General features: G+C 61.2%; 22 protein-coding genes. 15 read left to right on the top strand and 7 right to left on the bottom strand.

Translation table 11 applies throughout. The features are described from left to right. Window positions 1-314 precede the first annotated feature (314 nt). The 8 genes from glpD (at window position 315) to ACKJSM_RS00800 (ending at window position 9,100) form a co-directional block, all read left to right on the top strand. Window positions 315-1,853, top strand: coding sequence for a glycerol-3-phosphate dehydrogenase (glpD, locus tag ACKJSM_RS00835; protein ID WP_410236417.1), 1,539 nt, complete (start codon window positions 315-317; stop codon window positions 1,851-1,853). A 338-nt stretch (window positions 1,854-2,191) separates the two neighbouring features. Beyond that, window positions 2,192-3,106, top strand: coding sequence for a glutamate/aspartate ABC transporter substrate-binding protein (locus tag ACKJSM_RS00830; RefSeq protein WP_236181282.1), 915 nt, complete (start codon window positions 2,192-2,194; stop codon window positions 3,104-3,106). A gap of 192 nt (window positions 3,107-3,298) precedes the next feature. After that, window positions 3,299-4,045: an amino acid ABC transporter permease gene (locus tag ACKJSM_RS00825; RefSeq protein ID WP_007953174.1), complete on the top strand. Its 747-nt coding sequence runs from the start codon at window positions 3,299-3,301 to the stop codon at window positions 4,043-4,045. Next, on the top strand, window positions 4,045-4,716 hold the full coding sequence (locus ACKJSM_RS00820; RefSeq protein WP_236181281.1) for an amino acid ABC transporter permease: 672 nt from the start codon (window positions 4,045-4,047) through the stop codon (window positions 4,714-4,716). Before ACKJSM_RS00825 ends, ACKJSM_RS00820 begins: the two co-directional genes overlap by 1 nt. Continuing rightward, window positions 4,713-5,447, top strand: coding sequence for an amino acid ABC transporter ATP-binding protein (locus ACKJSM_RS00815; RefSeq protein WP_236181280.1), 735 nt, complete (start codon window positions 4,713-4,715; stop codon window positions 5,445-5,447). The genes ACKJSM_RS00820 and ACKJSM_RS00815 overlap by 4 nt, the downstream gene beginning before the upstream one ends. A gap of 64 nt (window positions 5,448-5,511) precedes the next feature. Continuing rightward, window positions 5,512-7,425 (top strand): ATP-binding protein, encoded by a 1,914-nt coding sequence (locus ACKJSM_RS00810; protein ID WP_410236416.1) that lies wholly within the window; start codon window positions 5,512-5,514, stop codon window positions 7,423-7,425. Next, window positions 7,422-8,750 carry a sigma-54-dependent transcriptional regulator gene (locus ACKJSM_RS00805; RefSeq protein ID WP_410236415.1) on the top strand — a complete coding sequence of 443 codons (1,329 nt, stop codon included), beginning with the start codon at window positions 7,422-7,424 and terminating at the stop codon, window positions 8,748-8,750. Before ACKJSM_RS00810 ends, ACKJSM_RS00805 begins: the two co-directional genes overlap by 4 nt. Before the next feature lie 20 nt (window positions 8,751-8,770). Beyond that, window positions 8,771-9,100, top strand: coding sequence for a GlpM family protein (locus ACKJSM_RS00800; RefSeq protein WP_236181313.1), 330 nt, complete (start codon window positions 8,771-8,773; stop codon window positions 9,098-9,100). 1 nt (window position 9,101) lies between these two features. On the opposite strand, the gene ACKJSM_RS00795 is transcribed toward ACKJSM_RS00800, so the two are convergent. After that, the gene (locus tag ACKJSM_RS00795) at window positions 9,102-10,136 is read right to left on the bottom strand and encodes an alpha/beta fold hydrolase (RefSeq protein WP_410236414.1); all 1,035 of its coding nucleotides are present in this window, start codon (window positions 10,134-10,136) and stop codon (window positions 9,102-9,104) included. A 246-nt stretch (window positions 10,137-10,382) separates the two neighbouring features. Here ACKJSM_RS00795 and ACKJSM_RS00790 point away from each other — a divergent pair, with 246 nt between their 5' ends. Next, on the top strand, window positions 10,383-10,883 hold the full coding sequence (locus tag ACKJSM_RS00790) for a hypothetical protein (protein ID WP_236181277.1): 501 nt from the start codon (window positions 10,383-10,385) through the stop codon (window positions 10,881-10,883). 63 nt (window positions 10,884-10,946) lie between these two features. Here ACKJSM_RS00790 and metE read toward each other — a convergent pair whose 3' ends face one another. Continuing rightward, window positions 10,947-13,259, bottom strand: a complete 2,313-nt coding sequence (metE, locus tag ACKJSM_RS00785) for a 5-methyltetrahydropteroyltriglutamate--homocysteine S-methyltransferase (protein WP_410236413.1) — start codon at window positions 13,257-13,259, stop codon at window positions 10,947-10,949. A 111-nt stretch (window positions 13,260-13,370) separates the two neighbouring features. Here metE and metR point away from each other — a divergent pair, with 111 nt between their 5' ends. Further along, complete coding sequence (gene metR / locus ACKJSM_RS00780) at window positions 13,371-14,288, top strand: transcriptional regulator MetR (protein WP_410236412.1); 918 nt, start codon at window positions 13,371-13,373, stop codon at window positions 14,286-14,288. On the opposite strand, the gene ACKJSM_RS00775 is transcribed toward metR, so the two are convergent. The 4 genes from ACKJSM_RS00775 to ACKJSM_RS00760 are packed head-to-tail and all read right to left on the bottom strand — an operon-like array spanning window position 14,272 to window position 17,316. Further along, entirely contained in the window at window positions 14,272-14,802 is a 531-nt protein-coding gene (locus ACKJSM_RS00775; protein ID WP_410236411.1) for an N-acetyltransferase family protein, read from the bottom strand. The genes metR and ACKJSM_RS00775 overlap by 17 nt on opposite strands. Window position 14,803: 1 nt before the next feature. Further along, window positions 14,804-15,442, bottom strand: a complete 639-nt coding sequence (locus tag ACKJSM_RS00770) for a LysE family translocator (RefSeq protein WP_410236410.1) — start codon at window positions 15,440-15,442, stop codon at window positions 14,804-14,806. A gap of 23 nt (window positions 15,443-15,465) precedes the next feature. Then, window positions 15,466-15,900, bottom strand: coding sequence for an NUDIX hydrolase (locus tag ACKJSM_RS00765; RefSeq protein ID WP_236181272.1), 435 nt, complete (start codon window positions 15,898-15,900; stop codon window positions 15,466-15,468). A gap of 60 nt (window positions 15,901-15,960) precedes the next feature. Continuing rightward, a complete protein-coding gene (locus ACKJSM_RS00760; RefSeq protein WP_410236409.1) occupies window positions 15,961-17,316 on the bottom strand; it encodes an HD domain-containing phosphohydrolase in 1,356 nt (451 codons plus the stop codon). A gap of 252 nt (window positions 17,317-17,568) precedes the next feature. Between ACKJSM_RS00760 and ACKJSM_RS00755 the strand changes: the two genes are divergently transcribed. From ACKJSM_RS00755 to ACKJSM_RS00735, 5 genes are read left to right on the top strand one after another with little or no spacing between them, the layout of a single operon-like run. Further along, entirely contained in the window at window positions 17,569-19,422 is a 1,854-nt protein-coding gene (locus tag ACKJSM_RS00755; RefSeq protein WP_410236408.1) for an EAL domain-containing protein, read from the top strand. After that, the gene (locus ACKJSM_RS00750) at window positions 19,419-21,293 is read left to right on the top strand and encodes a putative bifunctional diguanylate cyclase/phosphodiesterase (RefSeq protein WP_410236407.1); all 1,875 of its coding nucleotides are present in this window, start codon (window positions 19,419-19,421) and stop codon (window positions 21,291-21,293) included. The genes ACKJSM_RS00755 and ACKJSM_RS00750 overlap by 4 nt, the downstream gene beginning before the upstream one ends. Then, complete coding sequence (locus tag ACKJSM_RS00745; RefSeq protein ID WP_236181268.1) at window positions 21,290-22,234, top strand: cytochrome-c peroxidase; 945 nt, start codon at window positions 21,290-21,292, stop codon at window positions 22,232-22,234. The genes ACKJSM_RS00750 and ACKJSM_RS00745 overlap by 4 nt, the downstream gene beginning before the upstream one ends. After that, window positions 22,231-24,045 carry a DAHL domain-containing protein gene (locus ACKJSM_RS00740; protein ID WP_410236406.1) on the top strand — a complete coding sequence of 605 codons (1,815 nt, stop codon included), beginning with the start codon at window positions 22,231-22,233 and terminating at the stop codon, window positions 24,043-24,045. Before ACKJSM_RS00745 ends, ACKJSM_RS00740 begins: the two co-directional genes overlap by 4 nt. Continuing rightward, complete coding sequence (locus ACKJSM_RS00735; RefSeq protein WP_410236405.1) at window positions 24,042-25,445, top strand: ATP-binding protein; 1,404 nt, start codon at window positions 24,042-24,044, stop codon at window positions 25,443-25,445. The genes ACKJSM_RS00740 and ACKJSM_RS00735 overlap by 4 nt, the downstream gene beginning before the upstream one ends. Window positions 25,446-25,452: 7 nt before the next feature. Here the strand turns inward: ACKJSM_RS00735 and ACKJSM_RS00730 are convergent, their stop codons facing one another. After that, window positions 25,453-26,778, bottom strand: coding sequence for an APC family permease (locus tag ACKJSM_RS00730; RefSeq protein WP_410236404.1), 1,326 nt, complete (start codon window positions 26,776-26,778; stop codon window positions 25,453-25,455). Between the last annotated feature and the right edge of the window lie 37 nt (window positions 26,779-26,815).

The following is a 26,815-nucleotide window of genomic DNA, read 5'->3' as shown; positions in this document are numbered from 1 at the left end:
ACGCCCTCCCGGCGAATTCTCGTTCCCACGCTCTGCGTGGGAATGCCGCCCGGGACGCTCTGCGTCCCATTCAGACGCCGACGCAGAGCGTCAATGTATGCATTCCCACGCAGACGGTTCGACGCCTCGACGTGGGAACGATCAGTGCTCTAACGCGCATTTCATGTTCGAATATTTTCCTTTTTCGGCCCTTCGATGAGTTTTTTCAATCGAAGTCGACTGGCTGCGCGCGTCTTTATGGGCTACCATTTTCGCAAATGAACATTCATGTTCGATTTCCAAGACAGACAATCAAAAGAGCCCGAGGCCTGCCGATGTCCACCTCTACCTTGCGTACGCCCCCTATCTCCGAGATCTACGACATCGCCGTCATTGGCGGCGGGATCAATGGCGTGGGGATCGCAGCGGATGCCGCCGGTCGCGGTCTTTCGGTGTTCCTTTGCGAAAAGGACGATCTGGCCAGCCACACCTCGTCGGCCAGCAGCAAGCTGATCCACGGTGGCCTGCGCTATCTCGAACATTATGAGTTCCGTCTGGTACGTGAAGCCCTGGCCGAACGCGAAGTGCTGTTGGCCAAGGCCCCGCACATCGTCAAGCCGATGCGTTTCGTGCTGCCGCACCGTCCGCACCTGCGCCCGGCGTGGATGATCCGCGCGGGCCTGTTCCTCTATGACCACCTCGGCAAGCGCGAAAAACTGGCTGGTTCGAAAAGCCTGAAGTTCGGCGCCGACAGCGCACTCAAGAGCGAAATCAGCAAAGGCTTCGAATATTCCGACTGCTGGGTCGACGACGCCCGCCTCGTGGTTCTGAATGCCATGGCCGCCCGTGAAAAAGGCGCACACATTCACACCCAGACCCGTTGCGTCAGTGCCCGCCGCGCCAAGGGCCTGTGGCATCTGAATCTGGAACGCGCCGATGGCAGCCTGTTTTCGATCACCGCCAAAGCGCTGGTGAATGCGGCTGGCCCTTGGGTCGCCAAGTTCATCCGCGACGACCTGAAGATGGAGTCGCCGTACGGCATCCGTCTGATCCAGGGCAGCCACATCATCGTGCCGAAACTGTACGAAGGCGATCACGCGCACATCCTGCAAAACGAAGATCAGCGCATCGTTTTCACCATTCCGTACCTGAACAACCTGACCCTGATCGGCACCACCGACCGCGAGTACACCGGCGACCCGGCCAAAGTGGCGATCACCGACGGCGAGACCGATTACCTGCTCAAAGTGGTCAACGCCCACTTCAAGAAGCAGATCAGCCGTGACGACATCCTGCACACCTACTCGGGCGTGCGCCCGCTGTGCAACGACGAGTCCGACAATCCTTCGGCCGTGACTCGCGACTACACCCTGGCGCTGTCCGGCAGCACCGAAGAAGCGCCGCTGCTGTCCGTGTTCGGCGGCAAGCTGACCACCTACCGCAAGCTCGCCGAGTCGGCGATGGCGCAGCTGATGCCGTACTTCACCCAGATGCGCCCGAGCTGGACGGCCACCGCCACCCTGCCCGGCGGCGAGGACATGACCACGCCACAGACCTTGAGCGCGCTGATCCGCGACAAGTTCGACTGGGTACCGACCGAAATCGCCCGCCGCTGGGCCACCACCTACGGCAGCCGCACCTGGCGCATGCTCGAAGGCGTCGACACCCTGGCCGACATGGGCGAACACATCGGCGGCGGGCTCTACACCCGTGAAGTCGATTACCTGTGCAGCGAGGAGTGGGCCACCACCGCACATGACATTCTGTGGCGCCGCAGCAAACTGGGCCTGTTCACCACGGCGGCCGAACAGGAACGACTGGCCACGTACCTGAACAAGGTCGAGCAGAACCGCAGCAAGATCGAAGCGGCCTGATCCGTTCGTCATTGAACAAAAAGCCCCTGAATCGAAAGATTCAGGGGCTTTTTGCAGTCAGGCTGAAACAAGGCGCGCCGAGACGTTCGGTTTTCCGAACGCGACTTGACGGTCAATTCGGTTAACCGGATCAGATCCACGAAAAACCGCCATCACAAAACTTTAATATCCATATAAATCAATTGATTAGCCTGTAGCGACTGGTCTGGCACGACTCATGCTCTACACTCCTTCGACGAATGCCCGTTGCGCCAACACAACAGGAGCCGTCAGGCATTCGAAGTACAAAGGGCCCGCTCAACCGGCTCCATAAAAAAAACAATGTCGAGGAAAATTTGATGCGCATCGTTCCCCATATCCTGGGCGCAGCCATTGCTGCCGCTCTGATCAGCACACCAGTTTTCGCTGCCGAACTCACCGGCACCCTTAAGAAGATCAAAGAGTCCGGCGTCATCACCCTGGGCCACCGTGACGCCTCCATTCCTTTCTCCTACATCGCTGATGCTACCGGCAAGCCGGTCGGCTACTCCCACGATATCCAGCTGGCCATCGTCGAAGCGATCAAGAAAGACCTGGACCTGCCAAACCTGCAGGTCAAATACAACCTCGTGACCTCGCAAACCCGTATCCCGCTGGTGCAGAACGGCACCGTGGACGTCGAGTGCGGCTCCACCACCAACAACGTCGAGCGTCAGCAACAGGTCGACTTCTCCGTCGGCATCTTCGAAATCGGTACCCGTCTGCTGTCCAAGGCTGACTCCAAGTACAAGGATTTCGACGATCTGAAAGGCAAGAACGTCGTGACCACCGCCGGCACCACGTCCGAGCGCATCCTCAAGGCGATGAACGCCGACAAGCAGATGGGCATGAACGTGATCTCCGCCAAGGACCACGGTGAATCCTTCCAGATGCTGGAATCGGGTCGTGCCGTGGCGTTCATGATGGACGACGCTCTGCTGGCCGGCGAACGAGCCAAAGCGAAGAAAGCCGATGACTGGGCCGTAACCGGCACTCCACAGTCGTACGAAATCTACGGCTGCATGATGCGCAAGGGCGACGAGCCGTTCAAAAAGGCTGTGGATGACGCCATCGTTGCCGTCTACAAGTCGGGCGAGATCAACAAGATCTACGACAAGTGGTTCATGCAGCCGATTCCGCCAAAAGGCCTGAACCTGAACTTCCCGATGAGCGACGAGCTCAAGGCCCTGATCGCCAATCCGACCGACAAAGCGGCTGACGACAAGAAATCCTGATTTCTGACTAACCTTATCCCCTGAAAAGGCGCCTGCCTTTTCAGGGGATGGTCACTCCCTGCTGGCATTTTCTGGAAACACTCGAACCGGTGGCTGTCGAGCCGATCGCGTGTGCCCGGTTTTCGAATCGGGCGGGAATGGAACTTCCCCAGGCGGGCACTTGTACATCGATCGAATCAAGGGGAGACCCTAATGAATTACAACTGGGACTGGGGCGTGTTCTTCAAGTCCACCGGCGTGGGCAGCGAGACCTATCTCGACTGGTTCATTTCCGGTCTGGGCTGGACCATCGCCATCGCCATCGTGGCCTGGATCATCGCCCTGCTGCTCGGCTCGCTGCTGGGCATCATGCGCACCGTGCCGAACCGCATCGTGTCGGGCATCGCGACCTGCTACGTCGAACTGTTCCGTAACGTGCCGCTGCTGGTTCAACTGTTCATCTGGTACTTCCTGGTACCCGACCTGCTGCCGCCGGATCTGCAGGAGTGGTACAAGCAGGACCTGAACCCGACCACCTCGGCCTACCTGAGCGTTGTCGTGTGCCTGGGCCTGTTCACTGCCGCCCGGGTCTGCGAACAGGTTCGCACCGGTATCCAGGCGCTGCCTCGGGGCCAGGAATCCGCCGCCCGCGCCATGGGTTTCAAGCTGCCGCAGATCTACTGGAACGTGCTGCTGCCCCAGGCCTACCGGATCATCATTCCGCCGCTCACCTCGGAATTCCTGAACGTGTTCAAGAACTCCTCCGTGGCGTCCTTGATCGGTCTGATGGAGCTGCTGGCGCAAACCAAACAGACCGCCGAATTCTCGGCCAACCTGTTTGAAGCCTTCACCCTGGCGACCCTGATCTACTTCACCCTCAACATGAGCCTGATGCTGCTGATGCGCATGGTCGAGAAGAAAGTCGCCGTGCCCGGCCTGATCTCCGTGGGGGGTAAATAATGGAATTCGATTTCAGTGGCATCGTTCCGGCCATTCCCGGCCTGTGGAACGGCATGCTGATGACCCTCAAGCTGATGGCGCTGGGCGTGGTCGGCGGGATCATCCTCGGCACCATCCTCGCGCTGATGCGTCTGTCCCACAGCAAACTGCTGTCGAACATCGCCGGCGCGTACGTCAACTATTTCCGTTCGATCCCGCTGCTGCTGGTGATCACCTGGTTCTACCTGGCAGTGCCGTTCGTGCTGCGCTGGATCACCGGCGAAGACACCCCGATCGGCGCGTTCACCTCGTGCATCGTGGCCTTCATGATGTTCGAAGCGGCCTACTTCTGCGAAATCGTCCGCGCTGGCGTGCAGTCGATTCCCAAAGGCCAGATGGGCGCCGCGCAGGCACTGGGCATGACCTACGGCCAGATGATGCGCCTGATCATCCTGCCCCAGGCGTTTCGCAAGATGACCCCGCTGCTGCTGCAGCAGAGCATCATCCTGTTCCAGGACACCTCGCTGGTCTACACCGTGGGCCTGGTGGACTTCCTCAACGCCTCGCGCGCCAGTGGCGACATCATTGGCCGCTCGAATGAGTTCCTGATCTTCGCAGGTCTCGTGTACTTCACCATCAGCTTTGCCGCCTCGGTGCTGGTCAAGCGTCTGCAAAAAAGGTTCGCCGTATGATCTCTATCAAGAACATCAACAAGTGGTATGGGGACTTCCAGGTGCTGACCGATTGCAGCACCGAGGTCAAAAAGGGTGAAGTGATCGTGGTCTGCGGTCCGTCCGGTTCGGGCAAGTCGACCCTGATCAAGTGCGTCAACGCACTGGAACCGTTCCAGAAGGGCGACATCGTGGTCGACGGCACGTCGATTGCCGATCCGAAGACCAACCTGCCGAAACTGCGTTCGCGCGTCGGCATGGTGTTCCAGCATTTCGAACTGTTCCCGCACCTGACCATCACCGAAAACCTGACCATCGCGCAGATCAAGGTGCTGGGCCGCAGCAAGGAAGAGGCGACCCAAAAGGGCCTGCAACTGCTCGAGCGCGTCGGCCTGTCGGCTCACGCCCACAAGCATCCGGGTCAACTGTCCGGCGGTCAGCAACAGCGTGTGGCGATCGCCCGTGCGCTGGCGATGGACCCGATCGTCATGCTGTTCGACGAACCGACCTCGGCGCTGGATCCGGAAATGGTCAACGAAGTGCTCGACGTGATGGTGCAACTGGCCCAAGAAGGCATGACCATGATGTGCGTGACCCACGAAATGGGCTTCGCCCGCAAAGTGGCCGACCGGGTGATCTTCATGGACGCCGGCAAGATCATCGAAGACTGCAAGAAGGAAGAGTTTTTCGGCGCCATCAGCCAACGCTCCGAACGCGCGCAGCATTTCCTCGAGAAAATCCTGCAGCACTAAAAACGGCTGCATTCCCCGACACCTGCTGTCGGGGAATGCAGGTGGTTGACCCAAGGCATCTGTGATGAAATGCGACCCCACTCTCTATCGCGCCACGCCGCCATCACTTGCCGTGAAACCCCGTCTGATCCGCCACCTGTTCCTGCCGCCGCTGGTCATCGCCCTGATGATCGGACTGGGTTACATCGGCTTCTGGACCAGTGAACATTTCGGCATCCGCAGCCTCGGCGAAAACGGCCAGCGCCAGCTGGAACTGCACGCTCGCGCGGTCGAAAGCGAAATCAGCAAATACACCTACCTGCCCAGCCTGCTGGAACTCGAATCGAGCGTTTCGCAGTTGCTGGACGACCCGACCCCGGAATACCGGCAAACGGTCAACGAATACCTGGAAGGCCTGAACCGGCGCAGCCGCAGTCGGGCCATCTATGTCATGGATACCACCGGCCGGGTCATGGCCACCAGCAACTGGCGGGACGTCGACAGCTACCTCGGTGAAGACCTGTCGTTCCGCGCCTACTTCCAGAACGCCATCCGCGGTCAGCCCGGACGCTTCTACGGGATCGGCAGCACCAACGGCGAGCCCGGTTATTACCTGGCCCACGGTCTCGAAGAACACGGCAAGATCATCGGAGTGGCGGTGGTCAAGGTACGCCTGGAAGCCATGGAAGAACGCTGGCAGCGGGCGCGCCTCGAAGCGTTCGTCAGTGATGAAAACGGCATCATTATTCTGTCCAGCGATCCGGCCAGACGTCTTAAATCGGTCGTACCGCTGAGCGACGAGACCAAGGAAAAACTCGCCCGCGGCCTGCAGTACTACTGGTTCCCGCTGAACGAGCTGCAACCGCTGGCCCGGGAAACCCTGTCCGAAGGCGTGGAAAAACTCACCTTTCCGGCCAACAGCGAAGTGCCGAGCCAACAGGGTGGCGATGAGGAAAACATCAGCTACCTGGCGCAAACCCGGCCGTTGAGCGATACCCCCTGGAATTTCACCCTGCTCACGCCGCTGCAGGATCTGCGGCGCGAGGCGATCAATCAGGGAATTTTGGTGGCCGTGGCGTTTGCCTTGGTGGCGTTTCTCCTGATCGCCTGGAACGAGCGGCGCAAGGTCATCGCCACCCGCCTCGCCGCCCGCGAAGCCTTGCAGGAAGCCAACAATCAGCTGGAGCGTCGGATTACCGAACGCACCGCCGACCTGCGCGCCAGCAATGACCGGCTCAAGAGCCAGATCCGCGAACGGCGTCAGGCCGAAGAAACCTTGCGCCGTGCCCAGGACGAACTGGTGCAGGCCGGCAAACTCGCGGCGATCGGCCAGATGTCGACCAGCATCGCCCACGAACTGAACCAGCCGCTGGCGGCGATGCGCACGCTGTCGGGCAACACCATCCGTTTCCTTGAGCGTGGCCAGCTCGATGTCGCCAGCACCAACCTCAAGACCATCAACGACCTGATCGATCGCATGGGCCGGATCACCGCCAGCCTGCGCTCCTTTGCCCGGCGCGGCGACGACAAGGGCCGCGCCAGCCTCGGTAAAGCAGTGGACGCCGCCCTGCAAGTGCTTGGCGCCCGTGTGGAAAATGCCGCCCTGAAAGTGCATCGCCAGTTCAACGATGAGCAGGTGCAGATCGACCAGACGCGCCTGGAACAGATTCTGGTCAACCTGATCGGCAACGCGCTCGACGCCATGCAGGCGCAACCGCTGCCGGAACTGTGGCTGGAAGGCGAAGAATTCAACGGCAAATATCGCCTGCGGGTGCGCGACAACGGTCACGGCATCGATGCCGAAGCGCGCAAGCACCTGTTCGAACCATTCTTCACCACCAAACCCGGCGAACAGGGACTGGGCCTCGGTCTGACCCTGTCGGCCAGCCTGGCCGCCGCCACCGGTGGGCATCTGGGTGTCGAACACCCGGCCAGCGGTGGTACCACGTTTGTCCTCAGTTTACCGTTGGTAAGCCCTACTCCTGCCGAGCCAATATGAACAACGACCTCAGTGTATTGATCGTCGAAGACGACCCCCATGTCCTGCTCGGCTGCCAGCAGGCGCTGACCCTCGAAGACATCCCCTGCATCGGCGTCGGCAGTGCCGAGGAGGCGCTGGAGCAGGTCGGTGACAACTTCGCCGGGATCGTCATCAGCGACATTCGCCTGCCGGGCATCGACGGCCTGGAACTGCTGACCCGGCTCAAGGCCCGGGATCGCAGCCTGCCGGTGGTGCTGATCACCGGCCACGGCGATATCTCCATGGCGGTCGGCGCGATGCAGAAAGGCGCCTACGACTTCATGGAAAAACCGTTCTCCCCCGAGCGCCTGGTCGATGTGGCCAGGCGCGCGCTGGAGCAACGCAGCCTCAATCGCGAAGTCTCCTCCCTGCGCCGGCAACTGGCCGAACGTGATTCACTGGAAGGACGGATCATCGGGCGTTCGCCGGCCATGCAGAACCTGCGTGAGCTGATCGCCAACGTCGCCGACACCTCGGCCAACGTGTTGATCGAAGGCGAAACCGGTACCGGCAAGGAACTGGTCGCCCGTTGCCTGCACGATTTCAGCCGCCGTCACACCAAACAGTTCGTTGCGCTGAACTGTGGCGGGCTGCCGGAAAACCTGTTCGAAAGCGAAATCTTCGGCCACGAAGCCAACGCCTTCACCGGCGCCGGCAAACGGCGGATCGGCAAGATCGAACACGCCGACGGCGGCACGCTGTTCCTCGACGAAGTGGAAAGCATGCCGCTGCCGTTGCAGATCAAACTGCTGCGGGTGTTGCAGGAGCGCACCCTCGAACGCCTCGGCTCGAACCAGAGCGTGGCGGTGGATTGCCGGGTGATTGCGGCCACCAAGTCCGACCTCGACGAGTCGAGCAAGGCCGGGGAATTTCGCAGCGACTTGTACTACCGCCTCAACGTGGTGACGCTGGAACTGCCGCCGTTGCGCGAGCGCCGCGAAGACATTCTGCAACTGTTCGAACACTTCACCCAGCAATCGGCCCTGCGCTTCGACCGGGCGCTGCCGGAACTGGACAATCAGACCCTGTCGAGCCTGATGAGCCACGACTGGCCAGGCAACGTGCGCGAACTGCGTAACGTCGCCGAGCGCTTTGCCCTCGGCCTGCCAGCGTTCAAGAAAACCGGCGCGGGTAGCGCAGGTCAAGGCCTGGCGTTCGCCGAAGCGGTGGAAGCGTTCGAACGCAACCTACTCAGCGACGCCCTGCAGCGCAGCGGCGGCAACCTGACCCAGGCAAGCCTGGAATTGGGGATGGCCAAGACCACACTGTTCGACAAAGTGAAAAAATACGGCCTGAGCCATTAAGCGAGAACGAAGTGGATCTGATCTTCAAGGCAATGCTCGGTGCGGCAGTAGTGGTGGTCCTCGCCATGCTGGCCAAGACCAAAAACTACTACATCGCAGGCCTGGTGCCGCTGTTCCCGACCTTCGCCCTGATCGCTCACTACATCGTCGGCAAGGGCCGCTCGATCGACGACCTGAAGACCACCATCGTCTTCGGTATGTGGTCGATCATTCCGTACTTCGTCTACCTGGCGACGCTGTACGTGATGGTCGACCGCATGCGCCTCGAAGCTTCGCTGGCGATCGCGGCGGTGGCATGGCTGATCGCGGCGACGGTGCTGGTGTCGGTGTGGGTGCGGCTGCACGCCTGAGTCAGAGCAGGTTGCGTTCTGCCACCGGTTCGATCTGCGCCCAGTGCGACGTGTCTTCGCGATGCTCGCGCAGATACGGCAACACCGCCGCCAGCAACGGTTCCTTGAACGCTTCCTGAAAGCGGTGCGCCAGCCCCGGAATCAACCGCAGCTGACTGCCACGAATGTGCGCCGCCAGGTGCACGCCGTGCATCACCGGCAGCAACGGATCGGCGGTGCCATGCACCACCAGCGTCGGCACCCGCAACTGGTTGAGCAACGCCACCCGGCTCGGCTCGGCGAGGATCGCCATGATCTGGCGCTTCACGCCTTCGGGATTGAACGCCCGGTCGTAGGACAGCGCCGCCTGATGCAGCAAGGCCTGCCGATCATCAGTGACTGACGGGCTGCCCAGCGCCGCCAGCAGATCGGCCTGTTGCTCCAGCGCAGTCTCGCGATTGGGAGCGCCACGCCGTGACAACAACTGCACCAGCGCCGCGCTCGGCGCCGGCAACCCTTCGGCGCCGGAGCTGGTCATGATCAGCGTCAGGCTTTCGACCCGTTGCGGCGCCATGGCCGCCATGTGCTGGGCGATCATCCCGCCCATGCTCGCGCCGAGCACGTGGAATTGTTCGATGTGCAAGGCGTCCATCAGGCCCAGCGCATCGTCGGCCATGTCGGTCAGGCTGTAAGGCGCCGCCACCGGCAGGCCGAGTTTGTAGCGCAGCACTTCAAAGGTCAGGTTGGCGTCAGCCGGCGTCTGGCGCCAGGTCGACAGACCGACATCGCGGTTGTCATAACGGATCACCCGAAAGCCCTGCCGACACAGCGCGACCACCACTTCATCCGGCCAGTGGATCAACTGCCCGCCCAACCCCATCACCAGCAACAGCGCCGGATCCGACGCACGGCCGATGCTCTGGTACGCCAGGCTCACCTGCTCCAGATCGACCCGTTCGGTCGGTACATTGACGTCGCAACGCGACGCCGCGTAGGACGCCGGAACGAAAAAAACCGCGGTCAACAACGCCGCGATTGCAAAGAATCCCTTGAACATGAAAAACACCGAAACGCAGAACCCCAGTAGAGCGCGAGTCTGATGAAGTTTGTTCAAGCGCGCTGCCACAGTTCGATGACAGTTTGATGAAGAGTGCCGAGCGGTCGAATCGGCGAGAGTCCAGCAAGTGCCTGTGCCACCTGCCGCTTGTCGGGACTGTCAGATCTGACAGTCGTTAAAAAACTGCCTTTGACACAGCATGAATTCTCGGCCGACAGGCGGCCATCAATGCATCAGGGAGGCAATATGAGCGCGAATCTCATTACCAACGGGGATTTCGAGTCGGGCAGTTTTACCCCATGGATCGCACAGGCTCTTCAGGGCAAAGCCGACGTGGTCAATCACAACCGCAGCTTCCAGGCGCAACTGCAGCCTGGAGTGGATAACGGCATCTTGCTCTATACCCAGTTCGAAGCCCCCTCCGGGCCTTTTACCCTGAGTTTCAGTGCATCCGCCCCCACTGCCCAGTACTACCTGCCTCCATTTGATTACGTTACTCACCCGTTCCTGGTTTATTTCATTTCGGGCTTCGACGCAGGCGGTCAATTGATTCAGACGGACTTTGGCCTGGCGCCGCTGCAACCCACGGATACAGTCTTTAAATACAGCGGCAATATGCCGGCTGACGTAAAGAGGGTCGAAGTTCGATTCTCGGGCCCCTCCGATCCTGACAAGAACAAGGGTCCGCTTTACATCGATACTGTGAATTACACATCGGGGCAGGCTCTTTCCAAACGCTGGAGCTGAACGCAAAAAAACCGCTGAATACATAACCTCAGCGGTTTTTCGGCGTTTGTCGGTTTCGGCGTATTACGCCAACTGACTGCGCAACTGGCGCGCCGCCGCGACCATGTTCACCAGTGCCGCTTCGGTCTCGGGCCAGGCGCGGGTTTTCAGGCCGCAATCGGGGTTGACCCACAGACGCTGCGCCGGAATGCGCTTCACGGCTTTGCTCATCAGTTTGACCATCTCGGCGGTGTCCGGCACACGCGGCGAGTGGATGTCATAGACGCCCGGGCCGATGTCGTTCGGGTAGTCGAACGCTTCGAAGGCCTCCAGCAATTCCATGTCCGAACGCGAGGTTTCGATGGTGATCACGTCAGCATCCATGTCGGCGATCGCCTTGATCACATCGTTGAATTCGCTGTAGCACATGTGGGTGTGGATCTGGGTTTCATCCTTCACGCCCGAGGCTGTCAGGCGAAACGCTTCCACCGCCCAGTCGAGGTATTCCTGCCACTGTGCACGGCGCAGCGGCAGGCCCTCGCGGAACGCGGCTTCGTCGATTTGGACGATTTTGATCCCGGCGTTTTCCAGGTCCACTACTTCGTCCCGCAGGGCCAGCGCCAGTTGTTGCGCCTGGACTTTGCGCGACACGTCTTCGCGCGGGAACGACCACATCAGCATGGTCACGGGACCTGTCAGCATGCCTTTCACGACCTTGTCGGTGAGGCTCTGGGCGTAAGTGATCCAGTCCACGGTCATGGCATCCGGACGACTCAGGTCACCGTAGATCACCGCCGGTTTGACACAACGGGAACCGTAGCTCTGGACCCAGCCGAAGCGGGTGAACAGGTAACCGTCGAGCTGTTCGGCGAAGTATTCGACCATGTCATTGCGCTCGGCTTCACCGTGCACCAGTACATCGAGGCCCAGGCGCTCCTGCACCTGCACCGCGTGGCGGATTTCACTGCGCATGGCATCGTGATAATCGTTGGCCGACAGCTTGCCCTGCTTGAATGCCTGACGGGCCAGACGAATCGAACCGGTCTGTGGGAACGAACCGATGGTGGTGGTGGGGAACGCAGGCAATTTCAGACGCGCCTGCTGCGCGGCGATACGTTTGGCGAACGGCGAATGACGCTGGCTGTCGCTGGCGTTGATTGCCTCGATTCGCGCCTGCACTGCGGCGTTGTGAATACGCGGCGAACGCACGCGGCTTTCTTGAATCGCGCGGCTTTCAGCCAGAGCGGTTTGCACGTTCGGCGCTTGCGGATCGTTCAGCGCATCACGCAACACCGAGATCTCGCTGCATTTCTGTACGGCGAATGCCAGCCAGCTTTTCAGTTCCGGATCGAGCTTGTCTTCGCGCTCGACATCCACCGGGCTGTGCAGCAACGAGCAGGAACTGCTGACCCACAGGTTGTCGCCAAAGCGCTCCTGCGCCGGCTGAAGTTGCGCCAGCGCCTGCTCCAGTTCGCAGCGCCAGACGTTGCGTCCGTTGACCAGGCCCACCGACAGAATCTTGTAGGTCGGCAGGCGATCGAGCACCTGGCCGAGTTGCTCCGGCGCACGCACCGCGTCAATGTGCAGACCTTGCACCGGCAAGCCGACAGCCAGGCCAAGGTTGTCCTGCAGACCGCTGAAATAGGTCGCCACCAGTTTCTTCAGCGGCGAATACTGAAGGATGTGATAGGCGCGTTCGAAGGCGCTTTTCCAATCCTGCGGCAGATCCAGCGTGAGGATCGGTTCGTCGATCTGCACCCATTCCACGCCCTGTGCGGCGAGGCGACCGAGGATTTCGTTGTACACCGGCAGCAGGCGCTCGAGCAGATCGAGCTTGTCGAAGCCGTTGCCTTTGGCCTTGCCCAGCCACAGGTAAGTCAGCGGGCCGATGATCACCGGTTTGACGCTGTGACCGAGGGCTTTGGCTTCTTCGACCTCATCGAACAACTGTTCCCAGCTCAGCTTGAACTGTTGGTCGGCGCTGAATTCCGGGACCAGGTAGTGGTAGTTGGTGTCGAACCACTTGGTCAGCTCTTGGGCGTATTGAGTCTTGCCGTGCTCACCGCCGCAGCAGGAAGACGTCGCGCCACGGGCCATGGCAAACAGCGTGTCGAGGGTCGGCAGGCCGCGCGCGTCACGCACAGCGTCGAAACGCTCGGGGATCACACCGAAGGTCAGCGAGTGGGTCAGCACCTGGTCGTACCAGGCGAAGTCGCCGACCGGCAGCAGGTCGATGCCGGCGTCCTTCTGCAATTGCCAGTGCCTGGCGCGCAGCTCGCGGCCGACCTGATTAAGGGCAGTCTGATCGAGATCGCCTTTCCAGTAGGCTTCGAGGGCTTTTTTCAGTTCGCGGTCGGCGCCGATGCGCGGGAAACCCAGGGTGTGTGCCACGGCCATGTCGAGTGTGCTCCATTGCGTAAAAGATGGCGCCATTGTCGACAGCCAGGTCAACATGAGACAAACTCAACCTTTTCGTGTTGATCACAAATTTTCCTCATGGAGCCTGCGGTGCTTGAGATCCGTCACCTGAAAACCCTGCATGCCCTGCGCGAAGCCGACAGCCTGGTCGATGCGGCCGACCGCCTGCACCTGACCCAGTCCGCACTGTCCCACCAGTTCAAGGAGCTTGAAGAGCGCATGGGCATGCCGTTGTTCGTGCGCAAGACCAAGCCGGTGCGTTTCACCAGCGCCGGTCTGCGCCTGCTGCAACTGGCCGACGCGACCCTGCCGCTGCTGCGCGCCGCTGAACGCGACATCGGGCGTCTGGCCGGTGGCACCGCCGGGCGTCTGCACATGGCGATCGAATGCCACAGCTGCTTCCAGTGGCTGATGCCGACCATCGACCAGTTCCGCGATGCGTGGCCGGAAGTCGAACTCGACCTCGCTTCGGGTTTCTCCTTCGCCCCGTTACCGGCCCTGGCAAGGGGTGATCTGGATCTGGTGGTGACGTCCGACCCGCTGGAAATCGCCGGTATCACCTACGTGCCATTGTTCACCTACGAAGCCATGCTCGCGGTCGCCAACCAGCATGTATTGGCGAGCAAACCGTACATCGTCCCCGAAGACCTGCTGACCGAAACCCTGATCACCTACCCGGTGGAACGTGACCGCCTCGATATTTTCACCCGCTTCCTCGAACCGGCCGACATCGAACCGGCGCAGGTGCGCACATCAGAGCTGACGGTGATGATGATGCAGTTGGTGGCCAGCGGCCGTGGTGTGTGCGGCATGCCGCACTGGGCGCTGCATGAATACAGCTCAAGGGGTTACGTGAAGGCCAAACGGCTGGGCGAGAAAGGTCTGTTCGCGACGCTGTACGCGGCGATCCGCGCCGACATGCTGGACGCGCCATACATGCGCGACTTCCTGCTGACAGCCAAGGACACTTCGTTCTCGACCCTGGATGGGGTCAGCGCGGTTCGTTGAGGCTGGCGGTTGGCACGAACGGCGCGCACCACATGTGGATCTTGTCGAAGTAGTCCTCGCCGACCCGCACCGCCATCGGCTCGAGGCCGAACTGGATGAAGCCGCAGCGCTGGTACAGATGAAACGCCGCGTCATTACCGGCGGTGACGGTCAATTGAATGACTTTCAGCGCCGGATGCTGCTGCGCTTCACCCAATACCGCCTCCATCAATTTCAGGCCCAACCCGCACTGACGAAACTCGGCCGACACATACAGGCCGAACACCGTCGCCTTGTGCCGGGCCTTCTCCCGAGGCTCGAACGCCAGACCAACGATGCCCGCCAGCCGGCCGTCCTCGAACGCGCCGAACACCGCGTCGAGCTTGCTGGTCAGGCGTGACTCCCACCAACTCAGTGGCATCACCGCGCGCTCGCGCACGCTGGAGGTGAACGCCTGCGGATGCCGGTCATAGGCTTCCAGCATCAATTCGCGATAGGCCAGCGCATGACTGGCGTCCAGCCGCTCGATCCACATGTCAGGCTGCCTTGCGTTGCTCAAGCATCAGCCGCACGGCCAGACCGCCCAGCACAAAACCCATGAAGTAACGCTGCGCCGCCAGCCAGGTCGGGTGGTTGACGAACCACGATGCGATGCCCGCCGCAAACAGCGCGATCAACAGGTTGACGCTGAAACTGACGCTGATCTGGGTCAGGCCGAGGAGGATGCTCTGGGTGAACACCGAGCCGTGTTCCGGGGTGATGAACTGCGGAAATACCGAGAGGTAGAACACCGCGATTTTCGGGTTCAAGGCACTGGTGAGAAAGCCCATGGTGACCAGTTTGCGCGAAGAATCCGCCGGCAATTGCTGCGCCTCGAACGGCGAGCGGGCGCCCGGCTTCAGCGCCTGCCAGGCCAGCCACAGCAGGTACAGCGCACCGGCCCACTTCAACACTTCATAGGCCATCGGCACCGCGAGAAACACCGCGGTCAAACCGGCGGCCGCCGCAAACAGGTGGACGAAGAACCCCATCACCACGCCGAGCAGCGAGGTCACCCCGGCCCGGCGACCCTGACAGATCGACCGCGAGATCAGGTAGATCATGTTCGGCCCCGGCGTCAGTACCATCAGCAGGGCGGCGGCGGCAAAAATCAGCAGGTCTTGAAGCGGGATCATGACGAAGTCCTTTGCACGAATGATCAGGCGATCGCGGTCAGCGAGGCTCGATAAAACGGCAGGATCAGGTCACGTGTCAATGGGGCGAGAACCACATCGCCGTCGGTGGCCGGGTCGATCCAGATCACCTCTTCGATCTCGGCGGCTGGAGACACCCTGGCGTCGATGGTCAGTTGAAAGATCTCGGCCTGCACGACGAATCCCGGCTCGTTGGCGGCGGGTGCCGAGAACTGACCGAGAAAGCTCGCCTGCGTCGGATCGATCACCAGCCCCAGCTCTTCTTCCAACTCACGGGCCAGCGCATGCACCGGCAGCTCGCGGGCTTCGATCTTGCCGCCCGGTTGCATGAACGCCGTGGTGTTGCGCTTGCGCACCAGCAGGGTCTGGCCGTCGGAGTTGAGCAGCAGCGCGGCAGCGATACGAATGATGCGAGGGGAAACTGCAGAAACGGAGGTCATGGGTCAGCCATCGGCCTTGGGAAAAACCGCAAGGATCCCACGCTGGCCGCGCCAGCGTCATCACCCTTGGGCCAGAAGCACACTCTCCCCCTCCTCCGGCACTTTCACGAACACCTTGTATTTAGCGCCCTCCATGGCTTCGAAACTGATCAATTTGTCCACCAGCAAAGCACTCAGCACCTTGCCGGCATTGAGCAGCAACATGCCGTTGTCGGCGTTGAGATTGCGCGCCAGGATCATCCCCGCTGCCAGCTCCCGGGTGCCCATGACCTTGACGTCCGGATCGGCCAGGGTGATGTCGCTGACCATTGCGCAGACCTTGATGAAATCCTCGATCAGCTCGGGATCGTAGAGTTTGCCCGCGTACTGGCGCAGGTACAGCAGCGCTTCATCGCTGTTCATTTGCCGCTCGAGAATCAGCCCGCGCTGCAACTCGACGAAATCCACCGCCAGTTTCAACAGCCGCGAACCCAAGGGAATGGCTTCGCCCTTGAGCCGGTCGGGAAAACCGCTGCCATCCCAGTGTTCCTGATGATGCAGGATCAGTCGCGCTGCATCCTTCATCGGGTCCAGAGTCATCAACAGCGATTCGCTCTGTTTCGGATACGCCCGGTAGCGATCGCGGTCAGTGCTGTGCAGCAAGTCCGAAGGCGTGATCATCATGCTGTCGGTCCAGCTCAGCTTGCCGATGTTATAGAGCGCGGCGGCCATGGTCAGATCGCGGCTGGTGGCTTCGTCAAACCGATGTTCGCGGCAATAGCAGCGCACCAGTTCGATGATCTGCCGGTTGGTCTGCTTGGTCGGCGGCAGGCGCAGGTTGGCCAGCAACGAGAACATTTCGGTGCCTGTCAGAAAACTGCGCTTGAGCTCCTCGTAGGCCAGATCGAGCATGTCGGCGGTCTGCTGCAGCTCGGCGGTGCGGGCGGCGACGCGCTTTTCCAGGGTGCCGTTGAGCACCTTCAACTGATCGTTTTGCACCCGGGTCAGTTGTTCCAGCCGCTCGCGCTCACGCACCAGATGCTGATGCGCCAGCGCTTGACGCAAGGTCAGGAGCATTTCCTCGTCGTTCCAGGGTTTGCTGATGTAGCGCTCGATCTGGCCCTCGTTGATGGCCTTGATGATCGCCGAAGGTTCGGCGTACCCGGTGAGCATGATCCGCGCCGTCGCAGGGTACAGCTCATGAACGCGAGCCAGCAGCGTGGCACCATCCATATTGGGCATGCGCGCATCGCTCATCACCAGATTCACCGGTTGCTGCTTGAGGATTTCCAGAGCCTGGGCACCGCTGGTGGCCAGCAACACATCATAAGGCTGGCCACGCAGCAGACGGCGCAGGCTGTTGAGGATCGGCTCCTCGTCATCGACCAGCAATACCTTGGGTCGCAACGATGAATTCGGGGCGGTTTGCTCTTCCATGGCGATGCCTCACGGTTAACGCTAGACGTGGCAGGCGCCCCGACAGACCTCCCCGCTTGCCTGCGCCTGAATCAAAGGCTAGATGATTTTCGCCGGGGCCGTGTAAATCCTCTGTTACACCGCGACAGGCGAAGTTGCGCCCGTGCAACTATGCTCAAGTGGCTGGACGACACCATCGGCCTGCGCGCAGGCATGGGATGAGGGGAAAGGGATGCTCCCGATGACGAATGTGCGTGTACCGGATATCGCGTCATGAATGCGCAACCCGGACACATCAACCGCCGCGTGCTGATCGTCGACGATACGGCATCGATCCATGAGGATTTCGCGAAAATCCTCATGCCGGCCACGGTTGCAGATGACAGCCTGGACGAGACCGAGAACCTGCTGTTCGGCGATCCGTCCTCTGCTCCCGTCGCACCGAAGAACCGCTTTGAGCTGGACTCGGCCTATCAGGGCCGCGAAGCGCTGGACAAGGTGAAAGCCGCCCTGGCCGCCGGGCGCCCCTACGCCATGGCCTTCATCGACATGCGCATGCCGCCGGGCTGGGACGGCCTGGAAACCATCGAGCGGCTGTGGCAGGTCGACCCCAGGCTGCAAGTGGCCCTGTGTACCGCTTATTCCGATTACTCCTGGGAGGACATTGACCAGCGACTGCCCCTGACCGATCGCCTGCTGATCCTGAAAAAACCCTTCGACGCGATTGAAATCCGGCAGATGGCCAGTGCCCTGACCGTCAAATGGCAAATGACCGAAGACGCCGCACTGAAGATGAACCTGCTGGCCCGCACGGACGGCCTGACCGGGCTGGTCAACCGGGCCACGCTGATCGAGCGTCTGCATCAGGCCTTCGCCGCCGCTCGCCGTGGGGGCACGCCCTTCGCGGTGTTTTATCTGGATCTGGATCACTTCAAGCGCATCAACGACACCCTGGGTCATCCGGTCGGCGACCTGCTGTTGCAGCAAGTGGCGCAGCGGATCAAATCCGGCGTGCGGGAAAACGACGTGGTGGCGAGGCTGGGCGGTGACGAGTTCGCGATCCTGCAGCTGGATGTCAGTGATCCGACCCAGTCCGCTACCGTTGCCGCCAAGATCCGCGATGCACTGGCGCAGCCTTACCACTTGACGGGCAATGCCGTGCACACCTCCGTCAGTCTCGGCATCTGCCTCTACCGGCCCACAAGTCTGGATGCCGACAGCCTGCTGGCCGGCGCCGACATGGCGCTGTACCGCGCCAAGGAAACCGGGCGCAATCAGTACCAGTTCTACTCCGAGCAAATCACCCGGGAAGTGGCCGAGCGCATGACCCTTGCCGAAGAGTTGACCACCGCGCTCATTCAGGGAGGGCTGAAGCTCGATTACACGCCGGAAGTGGACATGCACAACGGCAAGATTCTCGGCATGGCCGCGCAGGTCAAATGGCAACATCCCAGGCTGGGTCTGCTGCCGGCGTCGGCCTTCGTACCGGCAGCGGAAAAGACCGGTGCCATCATCCCGCTCGGTCGCTGGATACTGGATCACGCCTGCTGGCAGATGCGCCAATGGCAAAACGAGGGCGTGGCGCCTCCGGTGATGGCGATCAGAATTTCCCTGGCGCAACTCAAGAGCGGGCCCGAGCTCATCTATGACGTGCTGCGCACCACCGCCCGCTGGGAGCTTGCGCCGTGGGACCTGCGGTTCGATGTCACCGAAGCGACACTGGCCCAGACCAAATGGACCCATAACGATGTGCTACCACGCCTGAGCGAGTTAGGGGTAAAGATCGCCATCGACGATTTCGGCACCGAATACTCATCGTTCGATTACCTGAAAACCTACCGGGTCAATCACCTCAAACTCTCCCAATCCCTGATCGACAGTGCGGCCCAGGATGAAGGCAGCGCCAATACCCTGCGAGCGATCGTCAATTTCGCCCGGGATCTGGCGATCGACATCAGCGCCGAAGGCGTCCAGCCGGACGATCAGGGCACTACCCTCGCACCCTGCGCACCACTGAAAAACGTGCAAGGCCTTTGCCTGCGCGAAGCTGTCAGCCCTGAGCAGGCCGCCCGACTGCTGAAGGACGGGATTGTGGTCGTCCCGCTGCCCAGGGAGGATGAAGGATGAAAACACCGTTCCCTCAGACCAATCGGCGCATTCTGATCGTCGATGACACCCCGGCGATCCATGCCGACTTTCGCAAGATCCTCACCCCGGACACCCACGGTGAAACAGATCTGGACACGCTTGAGCAAACGCTGTTCGGCACCCGTCAATCGCCGCATCTGACGTTCCAGCTGGACTCCGCCTATCAGGGCCAGGAAGCACTGAAACTGGTGCAAAACGCCCTGGACGAAGGCCGGCCCTACGCCCTCGCCTTCACCGACATGCGCATGCCGCCCGGCTGGGATGGTCTGGAAACCATCGAAAAACTCTGGGCGGTCGACCCCAACCTGCAAATTGCGCTGTGCACCGCCTATTCCGACTACAGCTGGGAGGCCATGGCCGAACGCCTGGAGTTCGGCGATCAGTTGCTGATCCTGAAGAAGCCGTTCGACACCCTGGAAATCCGTCAGATGGCCAATGCCCTGACCTGGAAATGGCAACTGGCTCAGGACGCGGCGCTGAAAATGCTCAACCTTGAGCAGACCATCGAAGCCCGCGTGCATGAATTGCTCAAGGTCTCGCGCCTGTTGCAGTACGACAGCCTCACGGGTCTGCCCAACAGCACCTTGCTCGGTGACCGCTTGACTCAGTCGCTGGCCGCCTGCCGGCGCCATGACAAACAACTGGTGGTGATGTTTCTCGGGCTGGATCGCTTCAAGCGCATCAACAATGCCCTGGGTCATCCGGCGGGCGACGAGATGCTCAAACGGGTCGGCCAGCAATTGCTGGCCTGCGTGCGCGAATCGGACTCGGTCTTTCGCTATGGTTCCGACGAGTTCGTGGTGCTGCTCAGTGACATCAAGCACCCGCAGCAGTCGCGCAGCATCGCCGAGAAACTACTGAGCGCGATCCGTGTTCCACAGACAATCGTCGGGCATGACGTGAGCATCACGGCCAGTCTGGGCATCAGCTTCTATCCCGACGACGGGCGCGAGGCCATCGAGCTGATCAAGAAAGCTGAAACGGCCATGCGCAGCGCCAAGGAAAACGGGCCGAACGAGATCGGCTTCTTCATCGAAGCCATGAACCAGCGCGCGCGCGAACAGCAAGGCATCGAATCGGGTATTCGCCAGGCCCTGCAACGCAACGAATTCGTCCTGCATTACCAGCCGAAAATCGAGCTGGCCAGCGGCCGGGTGGTCGGCGCCGAGGCGTTGGTGCGCTGGCAGAAACCGGGGCATGGCTGGGTCTATCCCTCGGAGTTCATCCCGGTGGCCGAAGACAGCGGCCTGATCGTGCCGCTGAGCAAGTGGGTGCTGGCCGAGGCCTGTCGGCAGACCCGGGACTGGCAGCAGGCAGGGTTGCCGCCGATCCGCATGTCGGTCAACACCTCGGCCATCGACTTTCGCCAGCGTCACTTCGTCGAGGGCATCGAGCAGGTGCTGGCACAGACCGGACTGGATCCCCGTCTGCTGGAACTGGAGATCACCGAAGGCGTGCTGATGCAGAACGTCGACGCGACGATGAGCGCGCTGAACCGGCTGAAGGCGCTGGGCGTGCGGCTGGCCATCGACGACTTCGGCACCGGCTATTCCAGCCTGAGCTATCTGCGCCGGTTTCCCATCGATGTGCTGAAGATCGATCAGTCGTTCATTCGCGGTCTGAGCCACGACAGCAGCGATGCGGCGCTGGTCGGCGCGATCATCGGCCTGGGCAAGAGCCTGAACCTGAACGTCATCGCCGAAGGGGTGGAGACCGCGCAAGAGTTGGCGTTCCTCAAGGATCACCACTGTGAGGAAGGCCAGGGCTACTACTTCAGCAAAGCCTTGCCGGCGGACGCCTTTGCCCGATTGCTGGCGTCCGCTCAACCTGGTCCGTGGGGCGTTTCATGAATCGCCCGGCGTTGTTTCTACTGTTCGCTCTATGCGCAAACACCATCGCCGCGCCGCTGGACGAGCCGCTCAAACCCTTGCCGACCATCCCGCCACAAGACCCGAAACGGGTGGAACTGGGACGTCAGTTGTTCCATGACCCGCGGCTGTCGATCAACAACACGCTGTCCTGCGCCAGTTGCCATCTGCTGGACAAAAACGGCGCCGACTCCCGCGCCTTCTCCAACGGGTTCGATGGGCAGCCGGTGACCGTCAACACACCGACCGTGTTCAACGCCAGCCTCAATTTCCGCCAGTTCTGGGACGGTCGCGTCGAAACCCTGGAAGAACAGAGCAACGTCGTGATCACCAGCCCCCACGAAATGGGCAGCGACTGGAACACCGTGGTGCAACGGATCGCCGACGACACCGCCTATCGTCAAGGCTTCAGCGCTGCCTATCCCGACGCCGTGACCCGGGCCAATATCCAGAGCGCCCTGTCCGCCTTCGAGCGCACGTTGCTCACGCCCGGTTCGCGCTTCGACCAATACCTGCTCGGCAACACCGACATCCTGACCCTGGAAGAAAAGTACGGCTACCAGCGTTTCAAGGAGTACGGCTGCATCGCCTGCCACCAAGGGGTGAACATCGGCGGCAACATGTTCCAGAAATTCGGCGTGTTCGGTGACTACATCGCCGACCGCGGCAACCCGACGGTGGCCGACCAGGGGCGCTTCAACATTACCGGCGACGAAGCCGATCGCGCCGTGTTCAAAGTGCCGAGTCTGCGCAATGTCGCCCTGACGGCGCCGTACTTCCATGACGGCTCGGCGCCCACCCTCGAGCGGGCCGTTGACGTGATGTTCCAGTACCAGTTGGGGCGCATGCCCAGCGAAGAAGACAAGACCCTGATCGTGCTGTTTCTCAAGACCCTGACCGGCCAGTGGGAGGGCAAGCCATGATGAAGGTTTCACGCCGTGTCAGCCTGCTGTTGCTCGGTCTCGTCACCGTGCTGCTGGCCTCGATCCTGGTGTTTCTGTACCTGAAATCCGGTTCCGAGCAGACGACGGCCTATACCGAATCCCGGGATCTGATCCGCCAGATCAAGCAACAGGATTCACTCTGGGAAAACGAAATTCTCAAGGCGCGAGTGGCGCTTTCACACAATTACGATCCGTTGATTTCGCCGATGACCGAAATGAACCGTTTGTGGGAACGGTTCGACACCATGGAGTCCGGCCACGGGCGCAGCGACTCGAAACAATGGAACGAGGCCCACGACCGTTTTCTCAAGGCCATGCAGGAAAAGACCCGGCTGGTGGAGCAGTTCAAGTCGCACAACGCCTTGTTGCGCAATTCCCTGGCGTTTCTGCCCACCGCCGAAGATGACATTCAGGCGCAACTGGCTGACCTGTCCGACCTCGACAAGCTCCAGGTGCAGAACATCGCCACCGACACCTACGACCTGCTGCTCAGCGCCCTGGAGTTTTCCCAGGTCACCTCCGACGACAAGGCCGCCGATATCGTGCTGGGCTTGAACAAACTGGCGGTCAACGCACAACGCCTGCCCGAGGATTTTCAGGCCCCGATCAGGATTCTGAGCAATCACATCGCCCTGATCCTGCGCGAACAGCCGATCGTCAACGGCTTGCTCGACAGCATCGAAGCGGTCCCCGTGGCCGAGCGTCTCGATAACATCACCACCATGCTCAACCAGGATCAGCAACAGGCCGAAAAAGTCGACCGTAAATACCACTTCTATCAGTTGCTGTTCTCCGTGCTGCTGATGCTGTCGCTGCTCTGGCTCGCCATCCGCCTGATCCGCAGTTTCGCCGAGATCAACCGGGTCAACGCGGCCCTGCAAACCGCCAATGACGTGCTGGAGCAACGGGTCGAGGAACGCACCCGGGAGCTCAAGAACGCCCAGAGCGAACTGTTCGACGCCGCGCGCCAGGCCGGCATGGCCGAAATCGCAACCAACGTGCTGCACAACGTCGGCAACGTGCTCAACAGCGTGAATATCTCCTGCGACCTGATCTCGCGCAAACTGCGCAGCAGCAAGACTCTGGGGCTGGGCAAGGCCATGCAACTGATCAACGAACACCCGGACGACCTCGGCCATTTCCTCAGCGAAGACGCCAAGGGCAAATTGCTGCCCGGCTACCTCAATCAACTGGTCGGCGCCATCGCTCAGGAACAGCAGGAGATGGTCGACGAGCTGAACCAGATGAACAAAAGCGTCGATCACATCAAGGACATTGTCGCCACCCAGCAATCCTATGCCGGGGCCAACAGCCTGACCGAGCCGCTGTACATCAACGAGCTGCTCGAAGACGCGCTGCGCATGAACGCCGGCGCCCTCACCCGGCACCACGTCACGGTGGTCAAGGAATACGCCGAAGTCCCCCAGGTGATGGGCGACAAACACCGTTTGCTGCTGATCCTGATCAACCTGATCAGTAACGCCAAGTACGCGATGTCCGACCTGAGCAACCGCCCGCGCACCATGACCCTGGGGGTAAAGATCGTCGATGACCGTTTTCTGGAAATCAGCGTCAGGGACGACGGCGAAGGCATCGCTGCGGAAAACATGACACGGATCTTTGCCCACGGTTTCACCACCCGCAAGGAAGGCCACGGCTTCGGCCTGCACAGTTGCGCGCTGGCGGCCATCGAGATGAACGGCCACCTCACCGCCCACAGTGACGGGCCGGGACTGGGCGCCTTGTTCACCCTGCAGATTCCGCTGATCACCGTAACGGAGAACGCATGAGCGAGCTGTCGAACCGCCGCATCCTGCTGATCGATGACATGCCGTCGATCCACGAGGACTTTCGCAAGATCCTCGCCCCGGCGCCGGCGCACTCGGCAAAACTGGACGAGATGGAAGCCGCCCTGTTCGGCGTGCCCGCCAAACCCCGGCGAGCGCCCTTCGAGCTGGACTCGGCCTACGGCGGAGAAGAAGGCCTGGCCAAACTCAACCTGGCTCTGCAGGAGCAATGCCCGTATGCACTGGCCTTTGTCGACATGCGCATGCCGGACGGCTGGGACGGGGCGCGCACCATCGAAGAGCTCTGGAAGCAGGATCCGCAGTTGCAGGTGGTGGTCTGCACCGCCTATTCCGATTACTCCTGGGACGAACTGCTGGATCGTCTGCACGCCCATGACCGACTGCTGATCCTGAAAAAACCGTTCGACAACATCGAAGTCCAGCAGATGGCCAACACCCTGCTGACCAAGTGGCAGATGACCGAACGTGCGTCCTTGCAGATGCATCACCTGGAACATCTGGTGGATCAGCGCACCGCCCAGTTCCGGCAGGCCAGTGAAGCCTTGCAGCGGGAAATCGATGAGCGCAAACAACTGGAAGGCCAACTGGTGCAGTCGGAAAAACTCGCCTCGCTGGGTCAACTGGCCGCCGGGGTCGCCCATGAAATCAACAACCCGATCGGCTTCATTTCCTCCAACCTTGGCACGCTCGACGGCTACTTCCAGCAACTGCTGGCCATGCTCGACGCCTATCACACCGCCGTGCAGAACTTGCCTGCCGAAGCCGCCGCGCCGTTGCAGCAATTGCGCGAGCACCTGGAGCTGGACTATCTGCTGGAAGACATCCCGACGCTGATTCGCGAATCCAAGGAAGGCATTGGCCGCGTCGGACAGATCGTCCGGGATCTCAAGGATTTCTCCCGGGTCGACAGCCATCAGCAATGGCAGTGGGCCAATCTGCAACAGGGCATCGAATCGACCCTGAACATCGTCGCCGGCGAGCTCAAGTACAAGGCCGATGTGATCAAGGAATATCAGGATCTGCCGGACATCGAATGCCTGCCTTCGCAGATCAATCAGGTCATCATGAATCTGGTGGTCAACGCGGCGCAGGCCATGGGCCCGGAGCGCGGCACCATCACCCTGCGCACCGGTGTGCAGGGCGAAACGGCAATCATCGAAGTGGCCGACACCGGTTCAGGCATCGCCCCCGAGACCCTGCAGAAAATCTTCGACCCGTTCTTCACCACCAAACCGGTGGGCCAGGGGACAGGCCTGGGCCTGTCCCTGTCGTATGGCATCGTGAAGAAACACGGCGGCGATATTTCCGTGCGCAGCACGTTGGGCGCCGGCACGACGTTCCGCGTGCAGTTGCCGTTGCGCCAGACCCGCCCGGCGGCCTGATGCCGGGTCAGGCGGTTTCCTGGAAATCCATTTCCGGCGGCTGCCGGCGAAAGCCACCCGTGAGCACCGCCAGGTACACCACGCCAATCGCCAGCCAGCTCAGGCCCAGATACACCGCCAGGTGATCGAGGCTGACCATCAGCCACAGATCCGCCGCCAGGCCGATGAACGGGAAGATCAGGAACAGGATCCACTCGCGCAGGCCTTTTTTCTCGCCGCCGATCCAGTAGTGAAAAATCACCGACAGATTGACCAGGCTGAACGCCAGGAACGCGCCGAAGTTGATGAACGAGGTCGAGGTGGTCACGTCGAGTTTCAGGGCCAGCAAAGCCACCACCGCGCAGAGCAGGATGCTGTTGACCGGCGTACCAAAGCGCTCGTGCAAGGTGCCGAAAAATGACTTGGGCAACACGCCGTCGCGGCCCATCGCAAACAACAGCCGCGAACCGCTGGCCTGCGCCGACAGGCCCGAGGCGAACTGGCCGACGATCAAACCAATGAGGAAGATCGACACGAACAGATCGCCGCCGATGTTGCGCGCAATCTCGTAGGCCGCCGAGTCGACGCTGTCGAACTGGAACGACGGATGGGCGATCTGCACGAAGTACGAAACACCGACGAAAATCAGCCCGCCGATCAGGGTGATCAACATGATTGCCCGAGGGATGGTGCGGCGCGGATCACGGGTTTCTTCGGTCAAGGTGCTGACCGCATCAAAACCGAGGAACGAGTAACAGGCAATGGCCGCGCCGCTCATGATCAGCGGCATCTGCATGTCGCCATTGAAGAACGGTTTGATCGACCACAGCGGCTGGCTGGCATCGCCGCCGACGTAATGCACGCACAGCGCGACGAAGGCGATCAGCACCAGGAACTGCACCAGCATCAGCAAGGCGTTGATGCCGTTGGCCAGCTTCAGGCCGATGATGTTGATCGCGCTGGTGATGCCGATGAACGCCAACACCCAGATCCATTGCGGGATCGACGGGAACGCCGACGCGAGGTACGCGGCGCCGATCAGCCAGATCGCCATCGGCAGAAACAGATAATCGAGCAGCACCGCCCAACCGGCGATGAAGCCGAGTTTCGGGCTGATGGCCTTGCGCACGTAGCTGTAGGCCGAGCCGGCCACCGGGAACGCGGCAGCCATGCGCCCGTAACTCATGGCGGTGAAGAACATCGCCACCAGCGCCGCCAGATAGGCGGCGGGCACCCTGCCGGCGGTGGATTGGGCGAGGATGCCGAACGTGCCGAGGACAATGATCGGCGTCATGTAGGCGATGCCGAACAGCACCACCGACCCCAGCGAAAGGGTGCGTTGCAAACGAGCCATGGGCGACTTACTCCGGATTTTATTGGATTTATGGCAG

Source organism: Pseudomonas sp. PHC1 (assembly GCF_046487845.1).
GTDB classification, from domain to species: Bacteria; Pseudomonadota; Gammaproteobacteria; order Pseudomonadales; family Pseudomonadaceae; genus Aquipseudomonas; species Aquipseudomonas sputi.
Note: the sequence above shows the minus strand (reverse complement) of the source record. Positions and strands in the feature narration are given on the sequence as shown.